The organism is Pseudomonas sp. WS 5411 (genome assembly GCF_012985595.1).
In the GTDB taxonomy this organism is placed as follows: domain Bacteria; phylum Pseudomonadota; class Gammaproteobacteria; order Pseudomonadales; family Pseudomonadaceae; genus Aquipseudomonas; species Aquipseudomonas shahriarae.
Window position 1 is genome coordinate 47,182 of the sequence record NZ_JAARMC010000021.1, and the last position, 25,670, is coordinate 72,851.

General features: G+C 60.2%; 20 protein-coding genes. 4 read left to right on the forward strand and 16 right to left on the reverse strand.

All coding sequences use genetic code 11. The annotated features are described in order from the left end of the window. The first annotated feature begins 120 nt into the window (after positions 1-120). Both pnp and HBR93_RS21685 read left to right on the forward strand, forming a co-directional pair. Positions 121-2,226 (forward strand): polyribonucleotide nucleotidyltransferase, encoded by a 2,106-nt coding sequence (gene pnp / locus HBR93_RS21680; protein ID WP_057960656.1) that lies wholly within the window; start codon positions 121-123, stop codon positions 2,224-2,226. Positions 2,227-2,522: 296 nt separating this feature from the next. Then, a complete protein-coding gene (locus tag HBR93_RS21685; protein WP_057440167.1) occupies positions 2,523-2,870 on the forward strand; it encodes a BON domain-containing protein in 348 nt (115 codons plus the stop codon). Between the two features lie 232 nt (positions 2,871-3,102). On the opposite strand, the gene HBR93_RS21690 is transcribed toward HBR93_RS21685, so the two are convergent. From HBR93_RS21690 to dksA, 15 genes are all read right to left on the reverse strand, one after another. Next, positions 3,103-6,036 carry a DUF748 domain-containing protein gene (locus HBR93_RS21690; RefSeq protein ID WP_169961053.1) on the reverse strand — a complete coding sequence of 978 codons (2,934 nt, stop codon included), beginning with the start codon at positions 6,034-6,036 and terminating at the stop codon, positions 3,103-3,105. Positions 6,037-6,143: 107 nt separating this feature from the next. Continuing rightward, positions 6,144-7,160: a class I SAM-dependent methyltransferase gene (locus HBR93_RS21695; protein ID WP_115127382.1), complete on the reverse strand. Its 1,017-nt coding sequence runs from the start codon at positions 7,158-7,160 to the stop codon at positions 6,144-6,146. Between the two features lie 130 nt (positions 7,161-7,290). After that, complete coding sequence (locus tag HBR93_RS21700; RefSeq protein WP_169961054.1) at positions 7,291-8,160, reverse strand: oxygenase MpaB family protein; 870 nt, start codon at positions 8,158-8,160, stop codon at positions 7,291-7,293. A gap of 16 nt (positions 8,161-8,176) precedes the next feature. Next, entirely contained in the window at positions 8,177-10,114 is a 1,938-nt protein-coding gene (gene acs, locus HBR93_RS21705) for an acetate--CoA ligase (protein WP_169961055.1), read from the reverse strand. A gap of 122 nt (positions 10,115-10,236) precedes the next feature. Then, on the reverse strand, positions 10,237-11,901 hold the full coding sequence (gene pgi, locus HBR93_RS21710) for a glucose-6-phosphate isomerase (RefSeq protein ID WP_115127384.1): 1,665 nt from the start codon (positions 11,899-11,901) through the stop codon (positions 10,237-10,239). Between the two features lie 199 nt (positions 11,902-12,100). Further along, on the reverse strand, positions 12,101-12,253 hold the full coding sequence (locus HBR93_RS21715) for a hypothetical protein (RefSeq protein ID WP_178112233.1): 153 nt from the start codon (positions 12,251-12,253) through the stop codon (positions 12,101-12,103). A 298-nt stretch (positions 12,254-12,551) separates the two neighbouring features. Further along, positions 12,552-13,406 (reverse strand): pantoate--beta-alanine ligase, encoded by an 855-nt coding sequence (gene panC / locus HBR93_RS21720; RefSeq protein ID WP_169961056.1) that lies wholly within the window; start codon positions 13,404-13,406, stop codon positions 12,552-12,554. Beyond that, complete coding sequence (panB, locus tag HBR93_RS21725) at positions 13,403-14,203, reverse strand: 3-methyl-2-oxobutanoate hydroxymethyltransferase (protein ID WP_057960650.1); 801 nt, start codon at positions 14,201-14,203, stop codon at positions 13,403-13,405. Before panB ends, panC begins: the two co-directional genes overlap by 4 nt. Positions 14,204-14,475: 272 nt before the next feature. Then, positions 14,476-14,961: a 2-amino-4-hydroxy-6-hydroxymethyldihydropteridine diphosphokinase gene (gene folK / locus HBR93_RS21730; RefSeq protein ID WP_057440161.1), complete on the reverse strand. Its 486-nt coding sequence runs from the start codon at positions 14,959-14,961 to the stop codon at positions 14,476-14,478. Positions 14,962-14,966: 5 nt separating this feature from the next. Next, on the reverse strand, positions 14,967-16,364 hold the full coding sequence (locus HBR93_RS21735) for a polynucleotide adenylyltransferase PcnB (protein ID WP_057960649.1): 1,398 nt from the start codon (positions 16,362-16,364) through the stop codon (positions 14,967-14,969). Between the two features lie 712 nt (positions 16,365-17,076). Next, positions 17,077-18,504 carry a sigma-54 dependent transcriptional regulator gene (locus tag HBR93_RS21740; RefSeq protein WP_057960648.1) on the reverse strand — a complete coding sequence of 476 codons (1,428 nt, stop codon included), beginning with the start codon at positions 18,502-18,504 and terminating at the stop codon, positions 17,077-17,079. 22 nt (positions 18,505-18,526) lie between these two features. Beyond that, positions 18,527-21,481, reverse strand: coding sequence for a sensor histidine kinase (locus HBR93_RS21745; protein ID WP_169961057.1), 2,955 nt, complete (start codon positions 21,479-21,481; stop codon positions 18,527-18,529). Continuing rightward, positions 21,465-21,641 carry a hypothetical protein gene (locus tag HBR93_RS21750; protein ID WP_003176118.1) on the reverse strand — a complete coding sequence of 59 codons (177 nt, stop codon included), beginning with the start codon at positions 21,639-21,641 and terminating at the stop codon, positions 21,465-21,467. The genes HBR93_RS21745 and HBR93_RS21750 overlap by 17 nt, the downstream gene beginning before the upstream one ends. Positions 21,642-21,703: 62 nt before the next feature. Beyond that, on the reverse strand, positions 21,704-22,591 hold the full coding sequence (gluQRS, locus tag HBR93_RS21755) for a tRNA glutamyl-Q(34) synthetase GluQRS (RefSeq protein ID WP_057960646.1): 888 nt from the start codon (positions 22,589-22,591) through the stop codon (positions 21,704-21,706). 84 nt (positions 22,592-22,675) lie between these two features. Continuing rightward, entirely contained in the window at positions 22,676-23,119 is a 444-nt protein-coding gene (dksA, locus tag HBR93_RS21760) for an RNA polymerase-binding protein DksA (protein ID WP_057440158.1), read from the reverse strand. A 320-nt stretch (positions 23,120-23,439) separates the two neighbouring features. Here dksA and HBR93_RS21765 point away from each other — a divergent pair, with 320 nt between their 5' ends. Further along, positions 23,440-24,612, forward strand: a complete 1,173-nt coding sequence (locus HBR93_RS21765) for a pyridoxal phosphate-dependent aminotransferase (RefSeq protein WP_057960645.1) — start codon at positions 23,440-23,442, stop codon at positions 24,610-24,612. Then, positions 24,612-25,325, forward strand: coding sequence for a DNA/RNA nuclease SfsA (gene sfsA, locus HBR93_RS21770; protein ID WP_057440157.1), 714 nt, complete (start codon positions 24,612-24,614; stop codon positions 25,323-25,325). Before HBR93_RS21765 ends, sfsA begins: the two co-directional genes overlap by 1 nt. On the opposite strand, the gene HBR93_RS21775 is transcribed toward sfsA, so the two are convergent. Continuing rightward, complete coding sequence (locus tag HBR93_RS21775; protein WP_057440156.1) at positions 25,322-25,639, reverse strand: Rieske (2Fe-2S) protein; 318 nt, start codon at positions 25,637-25,639, stop codon at positions 25,322-25,324. The genes sfsA and HBR93_RS21775 overlap by 4 nt on opposite strands. Positions 25,640-25,670: the final 31 nt, after the last annotated feature.

A 25,670-nucleotide genomic window follows, 5' to 3' on the forward strand; every position in this document is an offset into this window, starting at 1 on the left:
CCTCAAGTTTTATCTGGATACACGTTTTACCCTGGACAAGGGTTGGGCCGATTCCCGACATTGCCCAAGAATTTCGCAAGAAGACAAGTTCCCCAAGAGCCACAAAGAAGGTAGGACACCGTGAACCCGGTAATCAAAAAATTCCAGTTCGGTCAGTCGACCGTTACCCTCGAGACAGGCCGTATTGCCCGTCAAGCCTCCGGCGCAGTGCTGGTCACCGTTGACGACGACGTTACCGTACTGGTGACCGTTGTGGGCGCCAAGACCGCTGACCCAAGCAAAGGCTTCTTCCCTCTTTCCGTTCACTACCAGGAAAAGACTTACGCTGCCGGTAAGATCCCTGGTGGTTTCTTCAAGCGCGAAGGCCGTCCTTCCGAGAAAGAAACCCTGACTTCCCGACTGATCGACCGTCCGATCCGTCCGCTGTTCCCAGAAGGCTTCATGAACGAAGTGCAGGTTGTCTGCACCGTCGTTTCCACCAGCAAGAAGACCGATCCGGACATCGCTGCGATGATCGGCACCTCGGCTGCCCTGGCCATCTCCGGTATTCCTTTCGATGGCCCGATCGGCGCAGCTCGCGTTGCTTTCCACGAAAGCACCGGCTACCTGCTGAACCCAACTTACGAACAACAGAAAGCTTCGAGCCTGGACATGGTCGTTGCCGGTACTTCGGAAGCCGTGTTGATGGTTGAATCGGAAGCCAAAGAGCTGACCGAAGACCAGATGCTGGGCGCTGTACTGTTTGCTCACGACGAGTTCCAGGTTGTGATCAACGCTGTTAAAGAACTGGCTGCCGAAGCCGCCAAGCCGACCTGGACCTGGGCTCCTCAGCCAGAAGCCACTGAGCTGCTGGGCGCTATCCGCTCCGAGTTCGGTGCTGCGATCTCCGACGCCTACACCATCACCATCAAGGCCGACCGTTACGCTCGCCTGGGTGAACTGAAGGACCAGGTTGTTGCCAAGCTGTCCGGTGAAGAAGGCCAGCCTTCTTCCAGCGAAGTCAAAGCAGCCTTCGGCGAAATCGAATACCGCACCGTTCGCGAAAATATCGTTAACGGCAAGCCACGTATTGACGGTCGCGACACCCGCACCGTACGTCCGCTGAATATTGAAGTTGGCGTTCTGCCGAAGACCCACGGTTCGGCCCTGTTCACCCGTGGTGAAACCCAGGCCCTGGTAGTCGCGACTCTGGGTACTGCCCGTGACGCACAACTGCTGGACACCCTGGAAGGCGAGAAAAAAGACCCGTTCATGCTTCACTACAACTTCCCTCCGTTCTCGGTAGGTGAGTGTGGTCGCATGGGGGGTGCTGGTCGCCGCGAAATCGGTCACGGCCGCCTGGCCCGTCGTTCGATTGCAGCCATGCTGCCTGCCGCCGACGTGTTCCCGTACACCATTCGTGTTGTGTCGGAAATCACCGAGTCCAACGGTTCCAGCTCCATGGCTTCCGTTTGCGGTGCTTCCCTGGCATTGATGGACGCTGGTGTGCCGATGAAGGCGCCAGTTGCCGGTATCGCCATGGGTCTGGTTAAAGAAGGCGAGAAGTTCGCCGTCCTGACCGACATCCTGGGTGACGAAGACCACCTCGGCGACATGGACTTCAAAGTAGCCGGTACCGCCAAAGGTGTTACCGCGCTGCAGATGGACATCAAGATCAAGGGCATCACCGAAGAAATCATGGAAATCGCTCTGGGCCAAGCCCTGGAAGCGCGCCTGAACATCCTCGGCCAGATGAACCAGATCATTGGTCAGTCCCGCACCGAGCTGTCGGAAAATGCTCCGACCATGATCGCGATGAAAATCGACACCGACAAAATCCGTGATGTCATCGGTAAAGGCGGCGCGACCATCCGTGCGATCTGTGAAGAAACCAAGGCTTCGATCGACATCGAAGACGACGGTTCGATCAAGATCTTCGGCGAAACCAAGGAAGCGGCTGAAGCTGCACGCCAGCGCGTCCTGGGCATCACCGCTGAAGCCGAGATCGGCAAGATCTACGTCGGTAAGGTTGAGCGCATCGTCGACTTCGGCGCGTTCGTCAACATCCTGCCGGGCAAGGACGGTCTGGTTCACATCTCCATGCTGAGCGATGCTCGCGTAGAGAAAGTGACCGACATCCTGAAAGAAGGCCAGGAAGTGGAAGTGCTGGTACTGGACGTGGACAACCGCGGCCGTATCAAGCTGTCCATCAAGGACGTAGCAGCAGCCAAGGCTTCGGGCGTTTAATAACTCCCAGGCTTTACGCTGAAAAAGAGGACTCTTCGGAGTCCTTTTTTTTGGGCTGCAGGAAAGTGAAGGTAAATCAGCCGTTTAGCCCAGGACAAAAGCCGCAACTTGCATGCAGGCACGATGGGCTTCATGCAAGTTGCACGATTCTGAATTTCGGCAAAAAACATAAGCTATTGAATTTAAAGGTTTTTATTCGTATGCGAAAGTTGGCACAGCGCCTGCAACAGTACTGGTAACCCTGCAGCATTAACGTTGAAACGCTGCAGACCTTCGAAAAAACAGGAGTTACTCGTATGAAGAAGTTCGCTATCGCTGCTGCAACTGCCACCGCGCTGACCCTGACCATGGCTAACGTTGCGTTCGCCCAAACCTCCCAGGCTCCAATGGTTGTAGCCGCCGGTGAAGTGACCAAGGCCAAAGAAGCGACCACCGATACCTGGATCACCACTAAAGTCAAAGCTGACCTGGTTACCGAGAAAGGCATTCCTGGCACCGACATCAAAGTCGAAACCAACAAAGGTGTGGTCTCCCTGTCCTCCACTGTTGCTGTGACTGATGCACAAAAGGAAATGGCAGTAGCCATCACCAAGAAAATCAAAGGCGTTAAAGCTGTATCGGCCGATGGCCTGAAAGCAGAGTAACGCGCAACGACTCGACTGGACTTAGGCAAGGCGGCCACGAGCGAGGCAGATATCCGCTCAATGCACCTTACAGGTTCATGCGACCGACCACAGGGATGTGGTCACTACGGGCCCCGGCACTTGTGTCGGGGCCCGTTTTATTGTGGCGGGGAAAACATGTTTGCGGATTATGCAGATCAAGTGTGGGAGCAGGCAGCCAGTTCCCACACTTTGGACTTATGGTGTCCGGTAGTTACTCGGCATCCAGGTGCATTGGCGTAATTACCCGGCCATCTTTTTCGGCCTGGCCGAGGCTGGCATCAATGAAGTACACCCGATCGTCTTCCAACTGGCCCTTATCGACCAGATAGTCCTTGATCGCACTCGCGCGGTCCTGGCCCAGTTTGCGTAGCAACACATCACTGCCGCTCCAGAACTTGATCACGCCGTCGCGCAGCTTTGCCGAGCGCTCATCGCTGCCCAGGTCTTTCCACTCAGCCGGCGGTTGTTGCTTCAAGCGGGTGCGATAGATGCCTTCGAGCAGTGGCGCCTTTTCCTTTTCCGGTACTACAAGCAATGAAGCCTGGGCCGGGACTTTATCGCCACGGCGCTGGAGTATCTTGTAGTAGTTGTACTGATACTCACGCTCAAGCCGCTCGGCGGCCAGGAACGGACCATCGCTGCTGGCTGCCGCAGTGCCTTCGATTTCCAGGCGCAGGGCAGGGCGCTCCTTGAGGGCTTTGGCGAGGCTGTTGAGGGCCGACTCGGCGTCTCTGCTCAGGGCGCTGGAGCCAGCGGCGAACGACACGTTGCCCAGATCCTCCGAGCCTCCACCGGTCACCAGCCCGCCAATGAACTTGAACGGCGCCGTTGCCGCGCGCACTACCAGGTTGCGCAGGGTTTGCCAGACAATCGGCATCACACTGAACTGCGGGTTGTTCAAGTCGCCGGTCACCGGCAACTCGATGGAGATCTTGCCGTCAGTGTCCTTGAGCAGGGCAATTGCCAGGCGAATCGGCAGGTCCACCGCATCGGCGCTGTCGACTTTCTCGCCCAGTTGCAGTTGCTCTACCACCACCTTGTTCTCGGCCTTCAACTGGCCCTTGGTGATCACGTAGTGCAGGTCCAGGTTGAGTCGGCCCTTGCGGATACGGAACCCGGCAAACTTGCCCGAGTACGGTGTCAGGGTGGTCAGCTCGACGCGTTTGAAGCTGGTGGCGATATCCAGCGCGGCCATCGGGTCAAACGGGTTGACACTGCCCTTGATCGTCACGGGTGCATAGCGGTCAACCTTACCCTTGATGTCCACGCTGGCCGGTTTGGCCTGGCGGCTGTCGATGGTGCCGATCTGGCCATTGAGTTGCTGGATCGCCGTGGCAAAGTTCGGCGTCAGGCTGAAGTCGGCAAAGTTGGCCGAGCCGTCATTGATCGCGATCTGCCCGATACGGATGCCCAGGGGTTTTTCATTGCTCGCGCTGGATTTGGCCGTCGATTTGGCGCCACTGTCGGCAGGCTGTGGGATCAGCAGGTCATCGACGTTGGTGGTGCGATCATCGTTGATCATAAAGCGCGCATAGGGTTGCAGCAGGTTGATCTTGTCGATCGACAGGCTGTTGCCGTGCTGGTAGTTCAAGCCTTCCACCACCAGTCGCTGCCACTTGAGGAAGTCGCGGGTCTTGAGCGTGTCCAGGGTGTGCAGCTGATCCACTTGGGCGCGGCCGGTGATCTGCAGCGCGAGGGGCTCGGTGCTCTTGAGGTTCACATCGAGGTTACTGCCGAGCATGCCGCTGCGCAGTTCCAGGCGGATAAAGGGGCTGATATAGGACTGGGCAACCCGCAGGTCGATATCCTTGGTGTCGACTTTCAACTTGGCGCTGACCGGGTTCAGGTTGACCTGGCCGCTCGCCTGGATCTTGCCCTGCTTGCCCAGGCCACTGTCGATCTTGAGGGTGAAGGGGCTTTGATTGAGGCTGTCGAAGTCTTGTACATCGACATTCAGCGGGCCCAGCTCCAGGGCCACCGCAGGTTTTACCTGGCGATCAGCCAAGTGCACCTGATAGTTACGCAGTTGCACATCCTTGAGCAGCACTTGCCAAGGCTTGCTCGGCGCTGTCGACTCGGGTTTTGGCGAATCGGCCGCGGCGGGAGCGCTTGCTGGTTCAGGCTTGGTGGCTGGCTTGCTCGGCTGGCTGGCGAACAGTTTCTGCCAGTCCAGTTGGCCATCGGCTTCACGGGCGGCCCAGGTTTCGAGCTTGTTACTGCGGATTTTGCCCACGATCACTTGCTGCTTGGCCAGGTCGATCGAGGTTTCGCTGACATCCAGGCGCTCCAGGCGGGCCAGTGGCCGGCCATCCGGGGCCTTGATCGCGAACGGCGCGATGCTCGCCGAGACGTTGGTCAGGTTCAGTTCGGTTTCTTTGGCCAGGTTCAGCTTGTAGTCGGTACTGAAATTAAGGGTGCCATCTTCCAGGACCAGGGGCACGGCGTCCCGCACATAGGGCCACCAGACTTTCATCTTGCCATCTGTGACCTTCAACTTACCCTCAGAGGCGATCGGCACCAGGCTGAAATTGCCGGTCCAGTCGATCTGCCCGCCCTCGGGGCCAGCGGCGACCAGGGTCATGTCGGCATTGTCTTCGGGCAGGGTGCTGAGGTTTTTCAGCTCGAAGTCGAGTTTGTCGTAGAGGAACTCGATAGGCTCGCTGGGGCGCACGTCTTCGAAGTGCACGTAACCGCTCGCCAGCTTGATGCGTTCGATGCGCAGCGGGAACGGTTTGCTTTCGGGGTCATCGGGGGTCGGTTCGCTCGGCGGCAACTTGAACAGTTGCGCCAGGTTGAGGGTACCGGTCTTGTCGAAGAGGATTTCGGTCTTCGGCTTGTCCAACTGCACATCGGCCAGGTGCAGGGCGCGGGTCCAGAGGCTGTCGATCTGCAGGTTGGCATAGAGGCGTTCAAATCCCACCTGTTCCTTGCCCGGCTCACCGATTTTCAGGCCCCAGAGGGTCAGTTCCAGGCTGAACGGGTTGAGCTCGATACGCTCGATACGGGCCGGCACGGTGGCGTAATTGGCCAACTGTTGGTTGGCCACGCGAAGCGCAATACCGGGCAGAATCAAAAAGCCCAGCAAGCTGTAGAGTGCAAGGGCGGTCAGCAAGGCGCCTGTGGCGCGAATCAATCCTTTGGGCATGGGTGACGCCATCTATGTCGATCAGGAGTGCCTTGGAGTATGGCACGGGTTTACGGTTCCGAAGAACCGCGCCTTTATTACGCCAGTCAGGTTCTTTCAGGGCAATCCTACAACTGCAGGATCAGAGTCTTCAGCGGCGGCTGCTGGTCTTGTGAGGGAAAGTCAGCGCCGGGTGTCATCACTGTCCAGTCGCGTACGGGGCGGCCAGCCTTTTCAGCACAGCGCAAGACCTGCTCGCGCCAGTCATCCATGCTGACCTTTGCCAGGTTGTTGCAGCAGATCAGTACACCGTTTTGCGCGGTGGCCAGCAATGCCGGCTTGAGCAGGCTCTGGTAGTCACGCAACAGGTCCACGGTACCAAAGGCGCTCTTGGCCCAGGCGGGTGGGTCGAGCAGCACCAGGTCATATTGACGTTGCTCCAGGCGCGGGTAGCTCGGCAGTTTTTGCCCGCGACGCTGGGTGATCGGCAGCCCGGCCAGTTGGCGGATTGCCGGGAAGTAATCGGACTGTACAAACGTCATGGCTGGCAGTTGCGGGTTCAACTCGCCGTTTTCGCGACCGACTGCCAGGTTGCCCTCGGCGAAGTCCAGGTTGCACACCTCGCGGGCCCCGCCGGCCGCTGCACTGAGGCCGACGCCGCAGGTGTAGGCAAACAGGTTCAGCACGCTTTTGCCGGCACTGTGCGCCTTGACCCAGCCGCGGGTATTGCGCAGGTCCAGGAACAGCAGCGGGTCCTGCCCCGGGTGGCGACCGCGCACGCGATAGTTCAGGCCCCATTCGTGGCCAACCAGGTCTTCCAGGGCCGCAGGTTCGGCGCGGTACACCGTGTCTTCGCGGTCGATACGCGAGTTGCCTCGGGAGCGGTCGTTATAGACCAGCAGCAACTCCAGGCCCAGGTACTGGTTGATCATCAGGTGCAATTGCAGGAGCGCATCGCTGTCCAGGGACTGGTGAAAGCTCTGCACCATCAATTGCGGGCCGTAACGGTCGATGGTCAGGCCCCCCGCGCCTTCCTGGCTGCCATGAAACAGCCGATAGCAATCGGTGCCTTGGGCATGCAGCTCGGCGAGCAGGTCTTGGCGGTGATCGAGGGCGGCGCGCAGCGCCTGATTCAGGGACGACATGGAGCGCGCCTTGCTGGGGAATTTAAGCGCGCAAGTTTAACAGCTCCTGTGGGCGTCGGCTTGCCGGCGATGGCGCGGGTGCAGGTCGATCAGTATCGCGGGCAAGCCAGTTGCCACAGGGTGTGTGTCGTTACAGCAGGCCCATCCGCCTGTGGGCCCGTTGCACCGAACCATTGCGCATCGCCCAGCGCAGCAGCGGCGCGCTGCGCCTGACCCCGGCGCGGATCAGTTGGCGTTGCAGCGGGCTTTGCTGTTGACCCAGCATGTCACCCGCCCAGTCCGGTAGTAGGTCGATCCCGGCCTGCATCATCAGCGCCCCGAACGGCTTGGCCAGGGCGCTGGGAGCCGGGGCATCGAGCAACAGGCGCAGTACTTCGCGGCTGCGTTCGTCACACAGCAGTTGTGGGCGAATACGTTGCAGGTAATCAGCAATTTCCTGCCTTGAGCGCGGCACGTGGCGAGCCCCCAGTTGTTCGGCGACCAGGGCAATCTCGCTGTAGTACCGATCCTGGTCTCTGGGCGATAAATCCGGGGTTTTGTAGCGCAAATGCGCCGCCAGAAAGCTGCTGACTTCGGCGACGTGAACCCACGTCAGCAATTCAGGATCACTGGCCGCGTAGGGGCGCCCGTCAGGTGCGTGCCCGACCACTTGCAGGTGGATGGTGCGCACCTTTTCGATCAGCCATAACGCGTCGCGGCGCGAGCCAAACGTAGTACCGGAAATAAACTGCGAAGTGCGGCGCAAACGCCCAAGCATGTCCTGGCGAAAATTCGAATGGTCCCACACGCCGGCCAGCGCCAGGGGATGCAGCGCCTGCAACATCAAGGCGCTGATACCCCCGATCAGCATGCTGCTGAAGTCACCATGGACCTTCCAGCTCACCGAGTCCGGCCCGAACAGCCCTGGGTCGCCCTTGGGGCTTTCCAGGTCCAGATTGCCCAGGGACAGCCCCGTCAGGCTCATCAGTTGGGATTCGATACGGTTGCGCAGAAATTCCATGGTGGCTTGGGGGTTCCTATCGGTTCAGGCGCTTGTCGATCAGGCCGTCGACCACGCTCGGATCGGCCAGGGTAGAGGTATCGCCCAAGCTGTCCAGTTCGTTGCAGGCGATCTTGCGCAGGATACGCCGCATGATCTTGCCTGAACGGGTTTTCGGCAAGGCCGGCGCCCATTGGATCAGCTCAGGCTTGGCAAAGCTGCCGATTTCCTTGCTGACCAGGTCCAGCAGGTGTTTTTTCAGCGCATCGCTGGGCTCGACGCCATTCATCGGTGTGACAAACGCATAGATGCCCTGGCCCTTGAGGTCATGGGGGTAGCCGACGACGGCAGCCTCGGCCACTTTGTCATGCAGCACCAGCGCGCTTTCCACCTCGGCGGTGCCGATGCGATGGCCGGAGACGTTGATCACGTCATCAATGCGCCCGGTGATCCAGTAGTCGCCATCCTCGTCGCGCCGCGCACCGTCGCCGGTAAAGTAGTATCCGGGGTAGGGCTTGAAGTAGGTGTCGATCATCCGCTGCGGGTCGCCATACACGCTGCGGATCTGCCCCGGCCAGCTGGCTTTGATCGCCAGGACGCCGCTGCCGGCGCCGCTGATTTCCTTGCCCTGCTCGTCGAGCAATACCGGCTGCACCCCAAACATCGGCTGGGTCGCGCAGCCGGGCTTGATGCGCTGGGCGCTGACCAGCGGGCTGAGCATGATGCCGCCGGTCTCGGTCTGCCACCAGGTATCGACAATCGGGCAGCGCTGCTCGCCGACGGCGTTGAAATACCACTCCCAGGCTTCCGGGTTGATCGGTTCGCCGACACTGCCGAGCAATCTCAGGCTGGCCCTGGACGTACTTTCCAGCGGGCCATGACCCTCGCGCATCAAGGCCCGCAGGGCGGTGGGCGCGGTGTAGAAAATATTCACCTGATGTTTATCGATCACCTGCCAGAAGCGCGAGCTGTCCGGGTAACTCGGCACACCCTCGAACATCAGGGAGGTGGCGCCATTGGCCAGCGGCCCGTACACGATATAGCTATGGCCCGTGACCCAGCCGACATCGGCGGTGCACCAGAACACTTCGCCCTCGCGATAATCGAGCACGTATTTGAAGGTCATCGCCGCTTGCAGCAGATAGCCGCCGGTGGTGTGCAGCACGCCCTTGGGCTTGCCGGTACTGCCGGAGGTATAGAGGATAAACAGCGGGTCTTCGGCAGCCATCGGCTCGGGCGGGCATGCGTCGCTGACCGCGTCCACCGCCTGTTGGTACTTGAGGTCGCGCCCTTCAGTCCAGGCTACGGCCGCACCGGTTCGTTCCACCACCAGTACCGTCGTGACATTCGGACAGCTGGCCAGGGCCTTGTCGACATTCTGTTTCAGCGCCACGGGTTTGCCGCCGCGTACGCCTTCGTCGGCGGTGATCACGGTGCGGCAGTCGGCATCCAGGATACGGTCGCGCAGGGCATCCGGTGAGAACCCGCCAAACACCACGGAATGCACCGCGCCAATCCGCGTGCAGGCCAGCATCGCGTAGGCGGCTTCCGGAATCATCGGCATGTAGATACACACCCGGTCGCCTTTTTTCACGCCACGGCTTTTCAGCACATTGGCCAGGCGGCTGACGTTTTGGTGAAGTTGGCGGTAGGTGATTTTGGAAGATTTTGCAGGATCATCGCCTTCCCAGATAAAGGCCGGCTGATCGGCGCGTTGCGCCAGGTGACGGTCAATGCAGTTGTAGCTGACGTTCAACTGGCCACCGGCAAACCACTGCGCGGCGCCGGTGTTGATATCGCAGTGCTGGACGGTCTGCCAGGGCGTGATCCAGTCGAGCAGCGCCTTGGCCTGTTCGGCCCAGAACGTATCGGGGTGTTCGATGGATTGCCGATAGAGGCGCTGATAGTCCTCTTGACTGAGTTGCGCGCCCCGGCGCACTGCATCGGCATGGGGAAACTGGCTGATATCGAACATTAGGGATCCCTCTTCTTGTTATAGAGACAAGAGTTCAAGGCTGGTCCCTGTGGGAGCTGGCAAGCCAGCTCCCACAGGGGGCGCTTGTGCAGGTTCAATCCCTGATTGTAGTGCCGATCACATCAACCGCGGTGACGACCACGGAAGTAGTTGATCAAGCCTTGGGTCGAGGCATCGTCGGCCGAGGTTTCCTCGGCGCCCGTCAGGCGGTTGTAGACGCCCTTGCCCAGCTCCTTGCCCAGCTCCACGCCCCATTGGTCAAAGGCGTTGATGCCCCAGATGACGCTTTGTACAAACACTTTGTGTTCATACATCGCCACCAGCGCGCCCAGACGGCGCGGGCTGATCCGCTCCACCACCAGGGTGTTGCTCGGGCGGTTGCCCGGAATCACCTTGTGCGGCGCCAGCTTTTGTATTTCGTCTTCGGCCATGCCTTTGTCACGCAACTCGGCTTCGGCTTCGCTGCGGGTCTTGCCGAGCATCAGCGCCTGGCTCTGGGACAGGCAGTTGGCATACAGCCACTGATGGTGGTCGGAGACCGGGTTGAAGCTGACGATCGGCACAATGAAGTCGGCCGGGATCAACTGGGTGCCCTGGTGCAGCAACTGGTGGTACGCGTGCTGACCGTTGCAGCCCACGCCGCCCCAGATAACCGGGCCAGTATCGGTGGAAACCGGCGTGCCGTCCTGGCGTACGCTCTTGCCGTTGGATTCCATGTCCAACTGTTGCAAGTGCTTGGTGATGTTACGCAGGTAGTGGTCGTACGGCAGGATCGCGTGGCTCTGGGCGCCCCAGAAGTTGCCGTACCACACACCCAGCAGGCCCAGCAGCACCGGCATGTTTGCCTCGAACGGCGCGGTCTGGAAGTGCTGGTCCATGGTGTAGGCACCCGACAGCAGTTCCTTGAAGTTGGACATGCCAATGGCCAGGGCGATTGGCAAGCCGATGGCCGACCACAACGAGTAACGGCCGCCGACCCAGTCCCACATCGGGAAGATATTCTCTTCACGGATACCGAAGGCCACGGCCGCCGCGTTGTTGCTCGACACGGCGATAAAGTGGCGATACAGCTCGGCTTCCGAGCCACCCTGGGCCAGGTACCAGGCGCGGGCGGCCTGGGCATTTTTCAGGGTTTCCAGGGTATTGAAGGACTTCGACGAGACGATAAACAGCGTGGTCTCGGCGCGCAGCTTCTGGGTCAGCTCGTGGAATTCACTGCCATCGATATTCGCCAGGTAGTGGCAGCGCACGCCTTTATGGGCGTAGGACAACAGTGCCTCGGAGACCAGCTCTGGGCCGAGGAACGAACCGCCGATGCCGATGTTGACCACGTCGGTGATCGGCTTCTCGGTGTAGCCGCGCCACAGGCCGTCATGGATGCGGCCCACCAGGTCGGTAATCTGGTTCAGCACCTTGTGCACGTCGGGCATGATATTGGTGCCGTTGACCGACAACTTGTCGCCCACCGGGCGGCGCAGTGCGGTGTGCAGCGCCGGACGACCTTCCGAAGAGTTGACCGGCTCGCCATCGAACAGCGCCTTGATTGCGCTTTTGAGATCGACTTCGTTGGCCAGGCCCACCAGCAGGTCGCGGGTTTCAGGGGTAATCAGGTTTTTCGAGTAATCGAGGAAAAGTCCGCAGCTGCTCAACGTGAACTGGGTAAAGCGCTGGGGATCGGCATTAAACGCTTCGCGCATGCTGAAATCCTGCATGGCTTGGCGATGTTGATTGAGCGCTTGCCAGGCGGGCAGAGCGGTAACGTCATGAGGGGTGCGGTAGTACGCCATCGCTGCGGGTTTCCTTTTTATTACTGGGACTGCTTTTAGGACACTTCTAAACCCGGAACATCCAGTTTTGTATCAAGGTTTGGGTTCCAGACAGCGCTAACTATAACGCCGGGCGATTACATTAAACCTAGCGTGTCGATATGTCTTGGCTTTGTCTGCGCGCAAGCCGGTACTTTTTTATACCGGGGCCTGGGAGACGCTAAAAACCGAATGTGGGAGACTTCAGCCATGCCTTCAGCTCGTTTTTCTTGTTCGATACGATCTTTGTTTCAGCAGTTTCACTGTGATAAACAACTACTTCGGCTTTAGCGACATCCACTCCAATGATTGATTGCGAGACAGTCATTGCCATGAGAAAAGCTCCGGGTTAGGGTTTACGGGCTTGTCGGGGCTTCACCGTTGCGCTGGCTTGCTTCTATCGTCGGTCATGGCCGATGCATTCCTTATCGGCGCTTTGGTGAAGGGGTGGGGCGAAGTCTCCCACGGTCTGTACTGGCTAGAGTCAGATGCTGGCTTTTAGTCCCACCACCCCTACAAGTCTAACCATACAAGCAGGCTTGCCCGCGATGGTGCTGGGTCAGCGACAAATACATCGACTGACCGCCCGCCATCGCGGGCAAGCCCGCTCCCACATGGGGAGATTGCCAGGCTTAAGCGCTGAGGTTGAGGTGCAGGTTGTCGATCAACCGGGTCGCGCCCATGTACGCGGCGACCAGGATCACCACATCACGATCCTCGGCGGTTGCCGGACGCAGGTGCTGGCCCTGGCAGACTTCCAGGTAGTCCATGCGCAGGCCGGCGGCCTCGATGTGCTGGACCTGCTCGGCCCTTAGCTTGGCGAAGTCGCGGTCGCCGTTTTCAATGGCGGCGGCGATATGACGGAGGCTGCGGTACAGCACCGGGGCGATGGCGCGCTGTTCTTCAGTCAGGTAACCGTTGCGCGAGGACAGCGCCAGGCCGTCCTCGGCGCGCACGGTGGGCTCGCCAATGATCTGGATCGGCATGTTCAGGTCGCGCACCATGGCGCGGATCACCGCCAGTTGCTGGTAGTCCTTTTGCCCGAACACTGCGAGGTCAGGCTGGACCATGTTGAACAGCTTGCTCACCACCGTCGCCACGCCCTCGAAGTGACCCGGGCGGCTGGCGCCGCACAGGCCTTCGGACAGTTGCGGCACGCTGACCCGGGTCTGCACCGTCATGCCGTCGGGGTACATCTCGTCGACGGTGGGGGCGAACAGCAGGTTGCAGCCCGCCACCAGCAGCTTTTCCTGGTCGGCGGCCAGAGTGCGCGGGTACTTGTCCAGGTCTTCACCGGCGCCAAACTGCAGCGGGTTGACGAAAATGCTCGCCACCACGAAGTCGGCTTGTTCGGCGGCGCGCGTCACCAGCGTAGCGTGGCCGGCATGCAGGTTGCCCATGGTCGGCACGAAGCCAATGCGCTTGCCGGCGTTACGCGCGTGAGTGACGGCGGCCCGCAGTTCGCGCAGGGTTTTTACGGTGTTCATGCAGAGAATCCGTGTTCGAGGCCAGGGAAGGTAACGGCTTTGACTTCAGCCACATAGGCGCTCAGCGCGGCCTGGATGTTGTCCTGGCCGGTCATGAAGTTCTTCACGAATTTGGGGGCGCGGCCGGTGAGGTTCAGGCCGAGCATGTCGTGCAGCACCAGGACCTGGCCGTCGGTCGCGCTGCCGGCGCCAATGCCGATCACCGGGATTTTCACCGCCTGGGTGATTTCTTCCGCCAGTTCGCTAGGCACGCACTCGAGCACAATCATTGCAGCGCCGGCCTGCTCCAGGGCGATGGCGTCGGCCCGCATCTGCCGGGCTTGGGCTTCATTACGGCCCTGGACCTTGTAGCCACCCAGGATATTGACAGACTGTGGCGTGAGGCCCATGTGTGCGCATACCGGAACGCCGCGTTCAGCTAACAAGCGGATCGACTCGGCAAGCCACAAGGCACCTTCGACCTTGATCATATGTGCCCCGGCCTGCATCAGCTTGCCGGCGTTCTGGAAGGTCTGCTCAAGCGTTGCGTAAGCCATGAACGGCAGGTCGGCGATGATAAAGGCGCCTTCGTTACCGCGCTTGACGCTGGCGGTGTGGTAGGCGAGTTCATCGGTGGTGACCGGGAGGGTGCTGTCATTCCCTTGAAGAACCATGCCCAGGGAGTCGCCCACCAGTAACACCTCGACCCCGGCCTGGCAGCAAGCCTGGGCGAACGTGGCGTCATAGCAGGTCAGCATGGTGATTTTTTCACCCTTGAGTTTGAGGCTCTGCAAGGTGGTCAGGGTAATGTCTGGCATGAAAAGGGTCCTCGTTCAGGCGCTTGGAAACAGCGAGTAACGCGCGTGAGTCTTCGTTTATACAGGCGCACTTTCTTCAGAGCAGTGCTTATAAGGCCTGGATTGCGCCCTTCAGCGCCGGGTTGGCGGCAGCGGGACGCCTATAGTCGTGAGGAGGACTCTGGAAGTCAATTGGATGTGTTACCGCATTGTTACGAGCGGGGTGTTACCGCTGTTACTGATGCGATTCAGCAGGTAAAAGGCGTGTTCGGCCAGCGCCTACAGGGCTTGAGTCAAGCAGGAGGCAGGCGTTCCAGGCCGACGAATGGGCATTGATCGAGCAGATCACTGAGTAGGCGACCGTCAGGCAGTTGCAAAGTGGCCGGTGCCAGTTCGGCAAGTGGATACAACACAAAAGCCCTTAGATGCATCTGGTAATGAGGCACCTTGAGGCGCGGCTCATCAATCAGGCGATCGCCAAACAGCAGGATATCCAGGTCCAGGGTGCGTGGGCCCCAACGCTCAAGGCGTTCGCGGCCCTGGTCGTTCTCGATGGCTTGCAGCGCATCCAGCAGTTCCAGTGGCGCGAGGGTGCTGTCCAGCGCCGCCACCGCATTGGTATAGCGCGGCTGGCCGGGAAGTAGGGAATCACTTTGGTAGAAGGCAGAAACACCGACGAATGTGGTGTTCGGCAACTGCGCCAACGCCTCGATGGCGTTGCGCAATTGTTGCTGCGGGGCAGCAAGGTTGCTGCCCATACCGATGTAGATACGCTCCACGGTGCTTATTCGCCAGAGGTATCGGCGGCACTGCGCTTGCGTTTGCTACCGCTGCTGCGGCGGCGCTTTTTCGGGCCGTCGCCAGTGGGTTCGCCTTTGCTGCTCAGTTCACGAATCATCTCGCGACGTTCGCTGTCATTGGCGTCCTGGTAGTCGGTCCACCATTCGCCCAGGCCATCAGTCTGCTCGCCGGCGCTTTCACGCAGCAGCAGGAAGTCATAGCCGGCACGGAAGCGCGGGTTGTCCAGCAGCAGGTCGGCACGTTTGCCACTGCGCCGTGGCAGGCGTTCCTGCATGTCCCAGATCTCGCGGATCGGCATGGTGAAACGCTTGGGGATTGCGATGCGCTGGCATTGCTCGGCGATCAACTCGTGCGCCGCTTCCTGCATCGCTGGAATCGGCGGCATGCCACGGTTCTGCAGGCGCAGCACGCGGGCGGGCAGCGCCGGCCAGAGCAGGGCGGCAAACAGGAATGCCGGGGTCACCGGTTTGTTCTGTTTGATCCGCAGGTCAGTGTTGATCAACGCTTCACTGATCAGCGTGTGGGTGTACGTGGGGTTGTGCTCCAGTGCATCGGCGCTGGCCGGGAACAGTGGGTCGAACAACTGCAGGTCCACCAGCATTTCGAAGGTGTCGGCGGCATGCCCGGAAAGGAACAGCTTGAGCACTTCCTCGAACAGGCGTGCCGAAGGGATTTCCCGCAGCATCGGCGCCAGCTCGCGAATCGGCGCGGCCGTATGTTTCTCGATGCCGAAGTTCAGCTTGGCGGCAAAGCGCACGGCCCGCAGCATGCGCACCGGGTCTTCCTGGTAGCGCTGCGTAGGGTCGCCGATCAGGCGGATCAGGTGGTTGCGAATATCGTGTACGCCGTTGGCGTAATCGAGGATGCGCTCGCTGACCGGATCGTAATAGAGGGCATTGATGGTGAAGTCGCGGCGTTGCGCGTCTTCTTCCAGGGTGCCGTACACATTGTCCCGCAGGATGCGTCCGCTTTCGTTGCGGGAAGACTGGTTGCTGTCTTCCTCTTCATCGTTTTGCGGGTGGCCTGCTCGGAAGGTGGCGACCTCGATGATCTCGCGACCAAAGTGGATATGCACCAACTTGAAGCGCCGACCGATGATCCGCGCGTTGCGAAACTCGGCGCGCACTTGTTCAGGCGTGGCGCTGGTGGCGACGTCGAAATCCTTGGGAGTGATGTTGAGCAACATGTCGCGCACACAACCACCGACCAGGTAGGCCTGGTAGCCAGCGTTCTGCAGGCGTTCGACGATGTTCACCGCATAACGGCTGAACTGGGCGCGCTGCAGCGAATGTTGATTGCTGTTGAGCACTTCAGGCGTGCTGCGAATGTGTTGCGTACGACGCAAGGGGGAACGGAATGACTGGAACAACTTCTTCAGCATGGGATGCACTGTTTGAAGGAATGTTCGGCCATAACGAAGAATGACCGCATGATGGGCCGGGATTCTAGCATTTAGTCAGGGGATGGTGTAGGAACTAGCTGCAAGCGTTGAGCCAGATGCTTAAATAAGCCGGTGTGGCGCTCAAATCACAGAAACTACAAGGGGAGCCGAAGCTCCCCCAGAAAGTAGTTGCGTGCTCTATTTTTATTATTGGTTTCGGGCTTCTTGTTTTTGTTGATCGCCCTCGCCATGAGATTTGACCTTCATGACACTCCCAATCGGGAGTCAAGAGCAAACGGATTGCTTTGGTCGCTGTGTTGCGATGATCAATGATCCAACCAGTTCAGGCTCTGCCTTAGGGCATTTTTTGTTGTTCTCGGCCTGGTTGCGGGGCAAGCCCCAAATGCAACGCCTCTCCAAAAGAATCAGTTAGCTGCGCCTCCGCCGTGTTGTTTTTATTGTGCGTGAGTCGATTCGTCTTATTTTTATTGTGTGTGTACGGTGCTTTTTATTGTTCTTGTACTAAGCATATAGCAGGGTGCGTGCCAACTTTTGCGAGCCCCAGCAAAATCAGGGGGTTGGCCGGGTTTTGGGTGTTTGGAGGACGAAAAAAAGCCGGGGCTTCGTTACCGTAAGCCCCGGCTTTTTGTTACGTGAATATCTGAGGTAACAGTTTTTTCACGTTTGGGGTGTTACCCAATGTGAGTTGACCTCAGCTTTCGCTGGCAACCCCGGTCTTGCGCCGTGGAATGCCCAGGCGCTGGCGCCGTTCCCACAGGCATTTGCGGCTGACGCCCAGTTTGCGCGCCAGTTCGGTCTCGGTCATATGGTCCTGGTGCTCCAGGACGAAGTGCTGGAAGTAGTCTTCCAGGGACAAGTCTTCCGTAGGCTCATGGCTGGTGTTACTGCCGCCCTGTTGTGGTGCCAGGCCAATGAAGTCGTCATCGTCCAGGTCACTCAGTTCGATATCAATGCCCAGCAGCTCGGCGGAGATCTGCGGGCTCTCCGAAAGAATCACTGCTCGCTCCACAGCGTTTTCCAGCTCGCGCACGTTACCTGGCCACGAATAGTGGCGGATGGCTTGCTCGGCGTCGGCCGCAAACGTCAGGTCGGTACGGTTGACGCGCGCGCTCTGGCGCAACAGGAACGCATTGGCAATCTCGTTGACGTCGGCACCGCGTTCGCGCAGGGCCGGCAGCTTGAGGGCGATTACGTGCAGGCGGTAATACAGGTCTTCGCGGAACTGGCCGATTTTCGCCAGGCTCTTCAGGTCCCGGTGAGTCGCGGCGATCAGGCGCACATCGACTTTTTGTGACTGCACCGAGCCGACCCGGCGAATCTCGCCTTCCTGCAATACGCGCAGCAGGCGTGCCTGGGCTTCCAGGGGCAGCTCACCGATTTCGTCGAGGAACAGCGTGCCGCCGTCCGCCGCTTCCACCAGGCCGGCGCGTCCGGCGCTGGCGCCGGTAAAGGCACCTTTCTCGTGGCCGAACAGTTCGGATTCGATCAAGGATTCGGGGATTGCCGCGCAGTTCACCGAGATCATCGGGGCCTTGGCGCGCTTGGACAGGTTGTGCAGGGCGCGGGCCACCAGCTCTTTGCCGGTGCCGGACTCGCCCTGGATCAGGACATTGGAGTCCGTGGGCGCAACCTTGCGGATCTTGACGTACAGGTCCTGCATGGGCGGGCAGGAGCCGATGATGCCGATTTCGCCATTGCTGTTGTCGACCCCGGGTTTGTCGCTGGCGGCCTTGCCGGCCGGCCGTTCCGCCGGGGCACTGTTGGTGGACTGGCGGTCACGCAGGATGCGCGCCACGGCCTGGAGCATTTCGTCGTGGTCGAAGGGCTTGGCGATGTAGTCCACCGCGCCCATCTTCATGGAGTCTACGGCCGAGCGCAGGCTGGCATAGCTGGTCATGATCAGCACCGGCGTGCCCTGGCCCAGCTTGATCAGTTCGGTACCGGGCGCGCCAGGCAGGCGCAGGTCACTGACAATCAGGTCGAATGTGGGAATGCTGAAACGCTCTTGGGCTTCCTGCACCGAGCCGGCTTCGCTGACCTGGTACTGATTACGTTCAAGCAGGCGACGCAAGGCAGAGCGGATAATGGTTTCGTCTTCGACGATCAAAATGTGCGGCATTGATTCAATTCTCTCGACGGTCTCAGTTCACAGCGGACGTCGCTTCGACATGACGCGGCAAGGTCACCCGAATACGGGTGCCGCGTTGGCTTTCGGTGTCAGCCGGGCTGTCGATGGTGATTTGTCCATAATGCTCTTCAACGATGGAATAGACCAGTGCAAGGCCCAGACCGGTACCTTCACCAGGATCCTTGGTGGTGAAGAAGGGTTCGAACAATCGGTCCATGATGTTCTGTGGAATACCGCTGCCTTCGTCTTCGACGATCAGGTCTACCGTGTGCTCGTAAGCCTCGCTCTTGACCCTTACCGCACTGCCGGCGGGTGTCGCGTCGCGGGCATTGGACAGCAGGTTGATCAGCACCTGGGCCAGGCGTTGTGAGTCGCCGACCACCCAGTGTTCCGGATCGCACAAGTTATAGAACTGTACTTCGAAATTACGCCGGTTCAAGGCCAGCAGCCCAATGGCATCCTGGGCGACTTCAGCCAGGCACACCGCTTCATCGTGATTCTGGTGGCCGCCGGCATGGGCGAAGCTCATCAGCGATTGCACGATGCGCGAGACGCGTTTGGTCTGCTCGAGGATCTGCCCGCTGATTTCGGTGATTTCGTCGTCTTTTTCGCGCTCCTCGCGCAGGTTCTGCGCCAGGCACGCGATACCGGTGATCGGATTGCCGATCTCGTGGGCCACGCCTGCCGCCAGGCGCCCGATACTGGCCAGGCGCTCGGAATGCACCAGCTTGTCTTCGAGCATCTGGGTTTCAGTGAGGTCTTCGACCAGCAATACCAAGCCACTGTTGCCTGGGGCCAGGGGTTCGTCGATGGCCGCTTTGTGCAGGTTCAGCCAGCGGGTCTGGCCATCCAGGGCCAGGTGCTGTTTGTGCAAGTGTTCGTCTGGCAGGTTGATAAAGCCCTGCAGCAACTCTCGCCAGGGATCGCCGATGGTGGTCAGGCGCGAGCCGACCACGCGCTGGGCGGCGATGCCGGTCAGCTCTTCCATGGCCTTGTTCCACATCAGGATCTCCTGGTCCTTGGCCAGGGAGCACACGCCCATGGGCAGTTCCTGCAGGGTCTGGCGGTGGTAGCGGCGCAGGGCATCAAGTTCGGCGGCAAGGCCGGTGAGGCGTGAGTGGTAGTCTTCCAGCCGGCTCTCGATAAAGTGGATATCTTCAGTTACATAGTTTTCGCCGCCGGCCTTGTAGGGCAGGAAGGTCTCGACCATGTCCTGGGACACGCTGGGGCCCATCAACCCGGACAGGTTGGCCTCGATGCGGTCGCGCAGGCGGCGCAGGGCATAGGGGCGGCGCTCGTCGAAAGGCAGGTACAGGTCGCGCAGTGCCTGTTCCACTTCCTTTTGTGCAGCCTTGGCGCCCAGGGGCTTGGCCAGTTGCGTGGCGAATTCCTGGGGCGAGGCGGCATGCAGTTCGCGGCGTTGCGGGCGGCGTACGTTATCCACCGCGCAGGCTTCGGCCGCGCTGGTTTCTTCGGGGCTGGCGTTGGTGAACAGGGAGATCAGGGTGAACATCAGTACGTTGGCCGCCAGTGAGGCGATGGCTGCCATGTGCCAACTGGTGTCATCCAGCACGTAGATCATGTTCAGCAGCGGGATGTAGAAACCCTGCAGGTTGCCGACCAGTGGTAGCAGCATGGTCACCAGCCACACCAGGATCCCCGCCAGCAGCCCGGCGATAAACCCACGCCGATTGGCGGTTGGCCAGTACAGCACCGACAACACCCCCGGCAGGAACTGCAAGGTGGCGACGAAGGCCACAATGCCGAGGTTGGCCAGGTCTTGCTCGGCCGCCATCAGCAGGTAGAAGCCATAGCCGGCCATGATGATGGCCACGATCAGCGCGCGGCGTGTCCATTTCAGCCAGCGGTAGATATTGCCTTCGGCGGGCGGCTGATACAGCGGCAGCACCAGGTGGTTGAGGGCCATGCCCGACAGCGCCAGGGTGGTGACGATAATCAAGCCACTGGCCGCCGATAACCCACCGACATAGGCCAGCAGCGCCAGGGATTTACTGTTGGCGGCGATGCCGATGCCGAGGGTGAAGTATTCCGGGTTGGTGGTGGCCCCCAGTTTCAGCCCGGCCCAGAGGATCAGCGGCACCGCCAGGCTCATCAGCAACAGGAACAGGGGCAGGCCCCAGCTGGCGCTGACCAGCGAACGCGGATTGAGGTTCTCGGTGAAGGTCATGTGGTACATGTGCGGCATGACGATGGCCGAGGCAAAGAACACCAGCAGCAACGTGCGCCAGGGGCCTTCCTGCAGCGGGGTGTGCAGGGCGGCGAGGGCGGTCTGGTTTTGCAGCAGCCACAGCTCAAGTTGTTGCGGGCCGTCGAACACCCCATACAGCGCGTACAAGCCCACGCCACCGATGGCGATCAGCTTGATCACCGACTCGAAGGCAATCGCAAATACCAGGCCTTCGTGTTTTTCCCGGGTGGCGATATGCCGCGAGCCGAAAAAAATCGTGAACAGGGTGATCAGCGCACAAAAGCTCAGGGCCACCCGATGTTGCACCGGCTCGTGGGTGAGAATGCCAATGGAGTCGGCCACCGCCTGGATCTGCAGGGCCAGCAGCGGCAGTACGCCGATCAGCATGAAGATCGTGGTCAGCGCGCCGGCCCAGGTGCTGCGAAAGCGGAAGGCAAACAGGTCGGCCAGCGACGACAGTTGGTAGGTGCGGGTGATTTTCAGGATCGGGTACAGCAGCACCGGCGCCAGCAGGAAGGCCCCGGATACCCCGAGGTAGCTGGAAAGAAACCCATAGCCATATTGGTAGGCCAGGCCCACCGTGCCATAGAACGCCCAAGCGCTGGCATAGACGCCCAGGGACAAGGTGTAGGTCAGCGGGTGGCGAATGATCGCCCGCGGGATCATCCCACGCTCACTGATCCAGGCCACCCCGAACAGCGCGGCCAGGTAGGCGGCGCTGATCAGCAGCATCTGGGTCAGGCTAAAGCTCATCGGCATCTTTTTGGCTCTGCAGGATGAAAGTCACGACGATCAGGATCAACCACAGCAGATAGGGGCGATACCAGGCGCCCGTGGCGTCGATCCACCAGTCCATGATGGCGGGAGAAAACAGGTAGATCCCGACGACCAGCAGCAGGACCAATCGATAGATGTACATGTTGGCCTCTGATTGAAAAACTGCGGCGATGTTAACGGATGGTTGGCAGGCTGCAAGCGTCTTCAGTGCAATTGCGCTTCGGCCAGGGTCAGTGTGCGCGGGATCCGGGTGGCATCCCAGTGCCGGATGCCCCAACCCAGCAGTTCCTGTGGGCTGGCGTGGAGCAGCTCATCCCCCGGCTGCTGGCCGAGGGCGCGCAGGGCTCTGAGTAGCAGAGGTGTGGCCTGGTCGGGCGTTAGCGGTGGCGAGCGGTAGGATTTACCCAGCTTGTTACCGTCCGGCTGGATGATCAGCGGTACATGCAGGTAGCGCGGCTGGCGCAGGCCCAGCAGTTCTTGCAGGTACAGCTGGCGCGGCGTGGAGTCCAGCAGGTCGGCGCCGCGCACGATATCGGTGACACCTTGCCAGGCATCGTCGAGCACCACCGCCAGTTGGTAGGCATACAGGCCGTCGCGGCGGCGGATGACGAAATCGCCTACATCGCGGCCCAGGTGTTGTCGGAATTGGCCTTGTACACGGTCGGTGAAATGGTATTCCAGTTCGGGTACCCGTAGGCGAATGGCGGCATCCTGCTGAGCGTGGCCGGCGTTGCGGCACAGGCCCGGGTAAATGCCGTTATACGGTTCCAGTTGCTTGCGTGAGCAGGTGCAGGCGTAGGCCAGGCCATGGTTGAACATGTCGTTCAGGACTTTGGCGTAGGCATCATGCCGCTCGCTTTGTCGGACCAGTTCCCCGTCCCATTCAAAACCATAGCTTTCCAGAGCATGCAGGATCGCCGCCTGGGCGCCGGGCTCTTCACGGGGAGGGTCGAGGTCTTCCATGCGCATCAGCCAGCGGCCTTGATTGGCGCGGGCGTCGAGATAGGAAGCGAGGGCTGCAACCAGGGAGCCGAAGTGCAAATGGCCGCTGGGGGTGGGGGCGAAACGCCCGATATAAGGAGAGGCTGTCATGGCCTGGATATTACTGGAAAACCGCCAAACCCCAGAAACAAAAATGGGGCGTTTGCACGCCCCATTTGTTCGGCCCGGCAGGGATTACTTGCCGACCTGTTTTTCCTTGATTTCTGCAAGGTTCTTGCAGTCCACACACATGTCTGCGGTCGGACGGGCTTCCAGGCGACGAATACCGATCTCGATGCCACAGGATTCGCACCAGCCGTATTCTTCGTCCTTGATCAGTTGCAGCGTCTTGTCGATCTTCTTGATCAACTTGCGCTCGCGATCGCGCGCACGCAATTCCAGGGCAAATTCTTCTTCCTGGCTGGCACGGTCTGCCGGGTCAGGAAAGTTGGCTGCTTCGTCCTTCATATGGCCAACGGTACGATCGACCTCCTGCATCAAGTCCTGTTTCCACTTGTTCAGGATCTTGGTGAAGTGCTCGCGCATGGGCTCGCCCATGTATTCTTCGCCCTTCTTTTCTACGTAAGGTTCGAAGCCGCCGAGACCTTGAGTCTGCTGTTGCTTTGCTTGGGTGGACATGAATAGACCGCCTCTCACTCTTCTAATCCATTGCGCAGGATTGCAACATCACCGACACCTGCCGGCCCTGCGGCTGCAAGCGGGCGAACTTACCAGATAGCTTCGGGGTGCGCCACTCCCGGTTGTCGAGGCCCGTCGTGCCGGGGTTGCAAACTGCTGCGACCGGCAATGGCTGGGTATACATTGTCTCGAATGTTGATTTTAGTCGTTTTGCAGGTGCTTGCCCGGCTCATTGCCCTGGGCCAGGCAGGCAATAGAGCATGTTTTACCTCGCGGGTTCGGTAGAATCCCGATTTTGTCCTCATTGTTAAGGAAGGATAATGGCTCAGCCCTACAGTGCTCGCAGTCGAGCTATCGAACCTTTTCATGTCATGGCGTTACTGGCGCGGGCCAATGAGCTACAGGCCGCAGGCCATGATGTGATTCATTTGGAAATCGGCGAGCCGGACTTCACCACCGCCGAACCGATCATCCAGGCCGGCCAGGCCGCGCTGGCCAACGGCAAAACCCGCTACACCGCCGCCCGTGGCTTGCCGGAACTGCGCGAGGCCATCAGTGGTTTCTACCAGCAGCGTTATGGCTTGAGTATCGACCCCGAGCGCATCCTGATCACCCCGGGCGGCTCCGGAGCCTTGCTCCTGGCCAGTAGCCTGCTGGTGGACCCCGGCAAGCATTGGCTACTCGCGGACCCGGGCTACCCCTGCAACCGGCATTTCCTGCGCTTGGTGGAGGGTGCGGCGCAACTGGTGCCGGTCGGCCCCGAGGTGCGCTACCAACTGACTGCCGATCTGGTGGAGCGCTACTGGGACCAGGACAGCGTGGGGGCCTTGGTCGCTTCGCCGGCCAACCCGACCGGGACCATCCTGACCCGTGATGAACTGGCGGGCCTGTCCAGCGCGATCAAGGCCCGCAACGGCCACCTGGTAGTGGATGAGATCTATCACGGCCTGACCTACGGCACTGACGCGGCCAGCGTGCTGGAAGTGGATGACGAGGCGTTTGTCTTAAACAGTTTTTCGAAGTATTTCGGCATGACCGGCTGGCGTCTGGGCTGGCTGGTGGCACCCCCCGCAGCCGTGGGCGAACTGGAGAAGCTGGCGCAGAACCTGTACATCAGCGCGCCGAGCATGGCCCAGCATGCGGCATTGGCCTGCTTTACCCCGCAGACTCTGGCGATCCTTGAAGAGCGACGGGCCGAATTCGGTCGCCGGCGAGACTTTTTGCTACCGGCCTTGCGCGAGTTGGGTTTTGGTATTGCGGTCGAGCCTGAAGGGGCGTTTTACCTGTATGCCGATATCAGCGCCTTTGGTGGCGATGCCTTTGCATTTTGCCGGCATTTTCTTGAAACCGAGCACGTGGCATTCACGCCCGGGTTGGATTTTGGTCGCTTCCAGGCGGGGCATCATGTGCGTTTTGCCTACACGCAAAATCTCGATCGACTACAGGAGGCGGTGGAGCGGATTGCCCGTGGTTTGCGGAGCTGGCAAGGCTGATGCGCTTTCATCCTCCCCTCGAAGAAGGTCGGCTGATTCGCCGCTACAAGCGTTTTCTGGCCGATATCGAAACCGCTACCGGCGAATTGCTCACCATTCACTGCCCGAACACGGGCTCGATGTTCAATTGCATGGTCGAGGGCGGACAAGTCTGGTTCAGCCGCTCCAACGACCCCAAGCGCAAGCTGCCGGGCACCTGGGAAATCGCTGAAACGCCCCAGGGGCGCCTGGCGTGCGTCAACACCGCGCGCGCCAACCCGTTGGTCGAAGAAGCGCTGCATGCCGGGGTGATCACCGAGCTCAATGGCTTTACCGGACTAAAGCGTGAAGTGCCGTATGGCCAGGAAAAAAGCCGCATCGACTTTCGCCTGGACTATCCCGACGGCGCGGCCTATGTCGAAGTCAAAAGTGTCACCCTGGGGTTTGACGGCACCTCTGTCGCGGCGTTTCCCGATGCGGTGACTCAGCGTGGGGCCAAGCATTTGCGCGAATTGGCGCATTTGGCCCGCAGCGGCGTGCGGGCGGTGCAGTTGTACTGTGTGAACCTGTCGGGCATCGACAGCGTAAGGCCGGCCGAGGAAATCGACGCGGGCTACGCGGCGGCACTGCGTGAAGCCAAAGCTGCCGGGGTGGAAGTCCTGGCGTACGGCGTCCAGGTGGGGGCGCAGCAAATCTATATTGATCGGCCATTGACGGTGTTGCTCAACGACTAGAGTTGCACCCACAACCCCTGTGCGTCTTCGCGGCCGGGCAGGGGGCTGAGGCTTTGGCCCGCGCACGGGCCGGCCACGCACTCACCGTTTTCGATCAGAAACAGCGCGCCGTGGGTGGCGCATTGGATCATGCTCGCGCTGGGATCGAGAAAGCGGTCCGGCTGCCATTCCAGCGGAACGCCGCGATGAGGGCAGCGGTTGATATAGAAATATACCCGGCCTTCGCGGCGCACGACAAACAGCTTGCGGCCGTCGATATCGAAGCCGCGGCTGCTGTCGGGTGCCAGTTCGTGGGAGGGGCATAGAAACTTCATAAGCGTTCTCAGGTGGTGCGGGTCAAGGGCT

Excerpts from the sequence above, each read along its gene's own strand:
- HBR93_RS21685 (WP_057440167.1), top strand. The coding sequence starts at position 2,523 with ATGAAGAAGTTCGCTATCGCTGCTGCAACTGCCACCGCGCTGACCCTG.
- HBR93_RS21690 (WP_169961053.1), bottom strand. The coding sequence starts at position 6,036 with ATGCCCAAAGGATTGATTCGCGCCACAGGCGCCTTGCTGACCGCCCTT.
- HBR93_RS21695 (WP_115127382.1), bottom strand. The coding sequence starts at position 7,160 with ATGTCGTCCCTGAATCAGGCGCTGCGCGCCGCCCTCGATCACCGCCAA.
- HBR93_RS21700 (WP_169961054.1), bottom strand. The coding sequence starts at position 8,160 with ATGGAATTTCTGCGCAACCGTATCGAATCCCAACTGATGAGCCTGACG.
- acs (WP_169961055.1), bottom strand. The coding sequence starts at position 10,114 with ATGTTCGATATCAGCCAGTTTCCCCATGCCGATGCAGTGCGCCGGGGC.
- pgi (WP_115127384.1), bottom strand. The coding sequence starts at position 11,901 with ATGGCGTACTACCGCACCCCTCATGACGTTACCGCTCTGCCCGCCTGG.
- HBR93_RS21715 (WP_178112233.1), bottom strand. The coding sequence starts at position 12,253 with ATGGCAATGACTGTCTCGCAATCAATCATTGGAGTGGATGTCGCTAAA.
- panC (WP_169961056.1), bottom strand. The coding sequence starts at position 13,406 with ATGAACACCGTAAAAACCCTGCGCGAACTGCGGGCCGCCGTCACTCAC.
- panB (WP_057960650.1), bottom strand. The coding sequence starts at position 14,203 with ATGCCAGACATTACCCTGACCACCTTGCAGAGCCTCAAACTCAAGGGT.
- HBR93_RS21735 (WP_057960649.1), bottom strand. The coding sequence starts at position 16,364 with ATGCTGAAGAAGTTGTTCCAGTCATTCCGTTCCCCCTTGCGTCGTACG.
- HBR93_RS21740 (WP_057960648.1), bottom strand. The coding sequence starts at position 18,504 with ATGCCGCACATTTTGATCGTCGAAGACGAAACCATTATCCGCTCTGCC.
- HBR93_RS21745 (WP_169961057.1), bottom strand. The coding sequence starts at position 21,481 with ATGCCGATGAGCTTTAGCCTGACCCAGATGCTGCTGATCAGCGCCGCC.
- HBR93_RS21750 (WP_003176118.1), bottom strand. The coding sequence starts at position 21,641 with ATGTACATCTATCGATTGGTCCTGCTGCTGGTCGTCGGGATCTACCTG.
- gluQRS (WP_057960646.1), bottom strand. The coding sequence starts at position 22,591 with ATGACAGCCTCTCCTTATATCGGGCGTTTCGCCCCCACCCCCAGCGGC.
- dksA (WP_057440158.1), bottom strand. The coding sequence starts at position 23,119 with ATGTCCACCCAAGCAAAGCAACAGCAGACTCAAGGTCTCGGCGGCTTC.
- HBR93_RS21765 (WP_057960645.1), top strand. The coding sequence starts at position 23,440 with ATGGCTCAGCCCTACAGTGCTCGCAGTCGAGCTATCGAACCTTTTCAT.
- sfsA (WP_057440157.1), top strand. The coding sequence starts at position 24,612 with ATGCGCTTTCATCCTCCCCTCGAAGAAGGTCGGCTGATTCGCCGCTAC.
- HBR93_RS21775 (WP_057440156.1), bottom strand. The coding sequence starts at position 25,639 with ATGAAGTTTCTATGCCCCTCCCACGAACTGGCACCCGACAGCAGCCGC.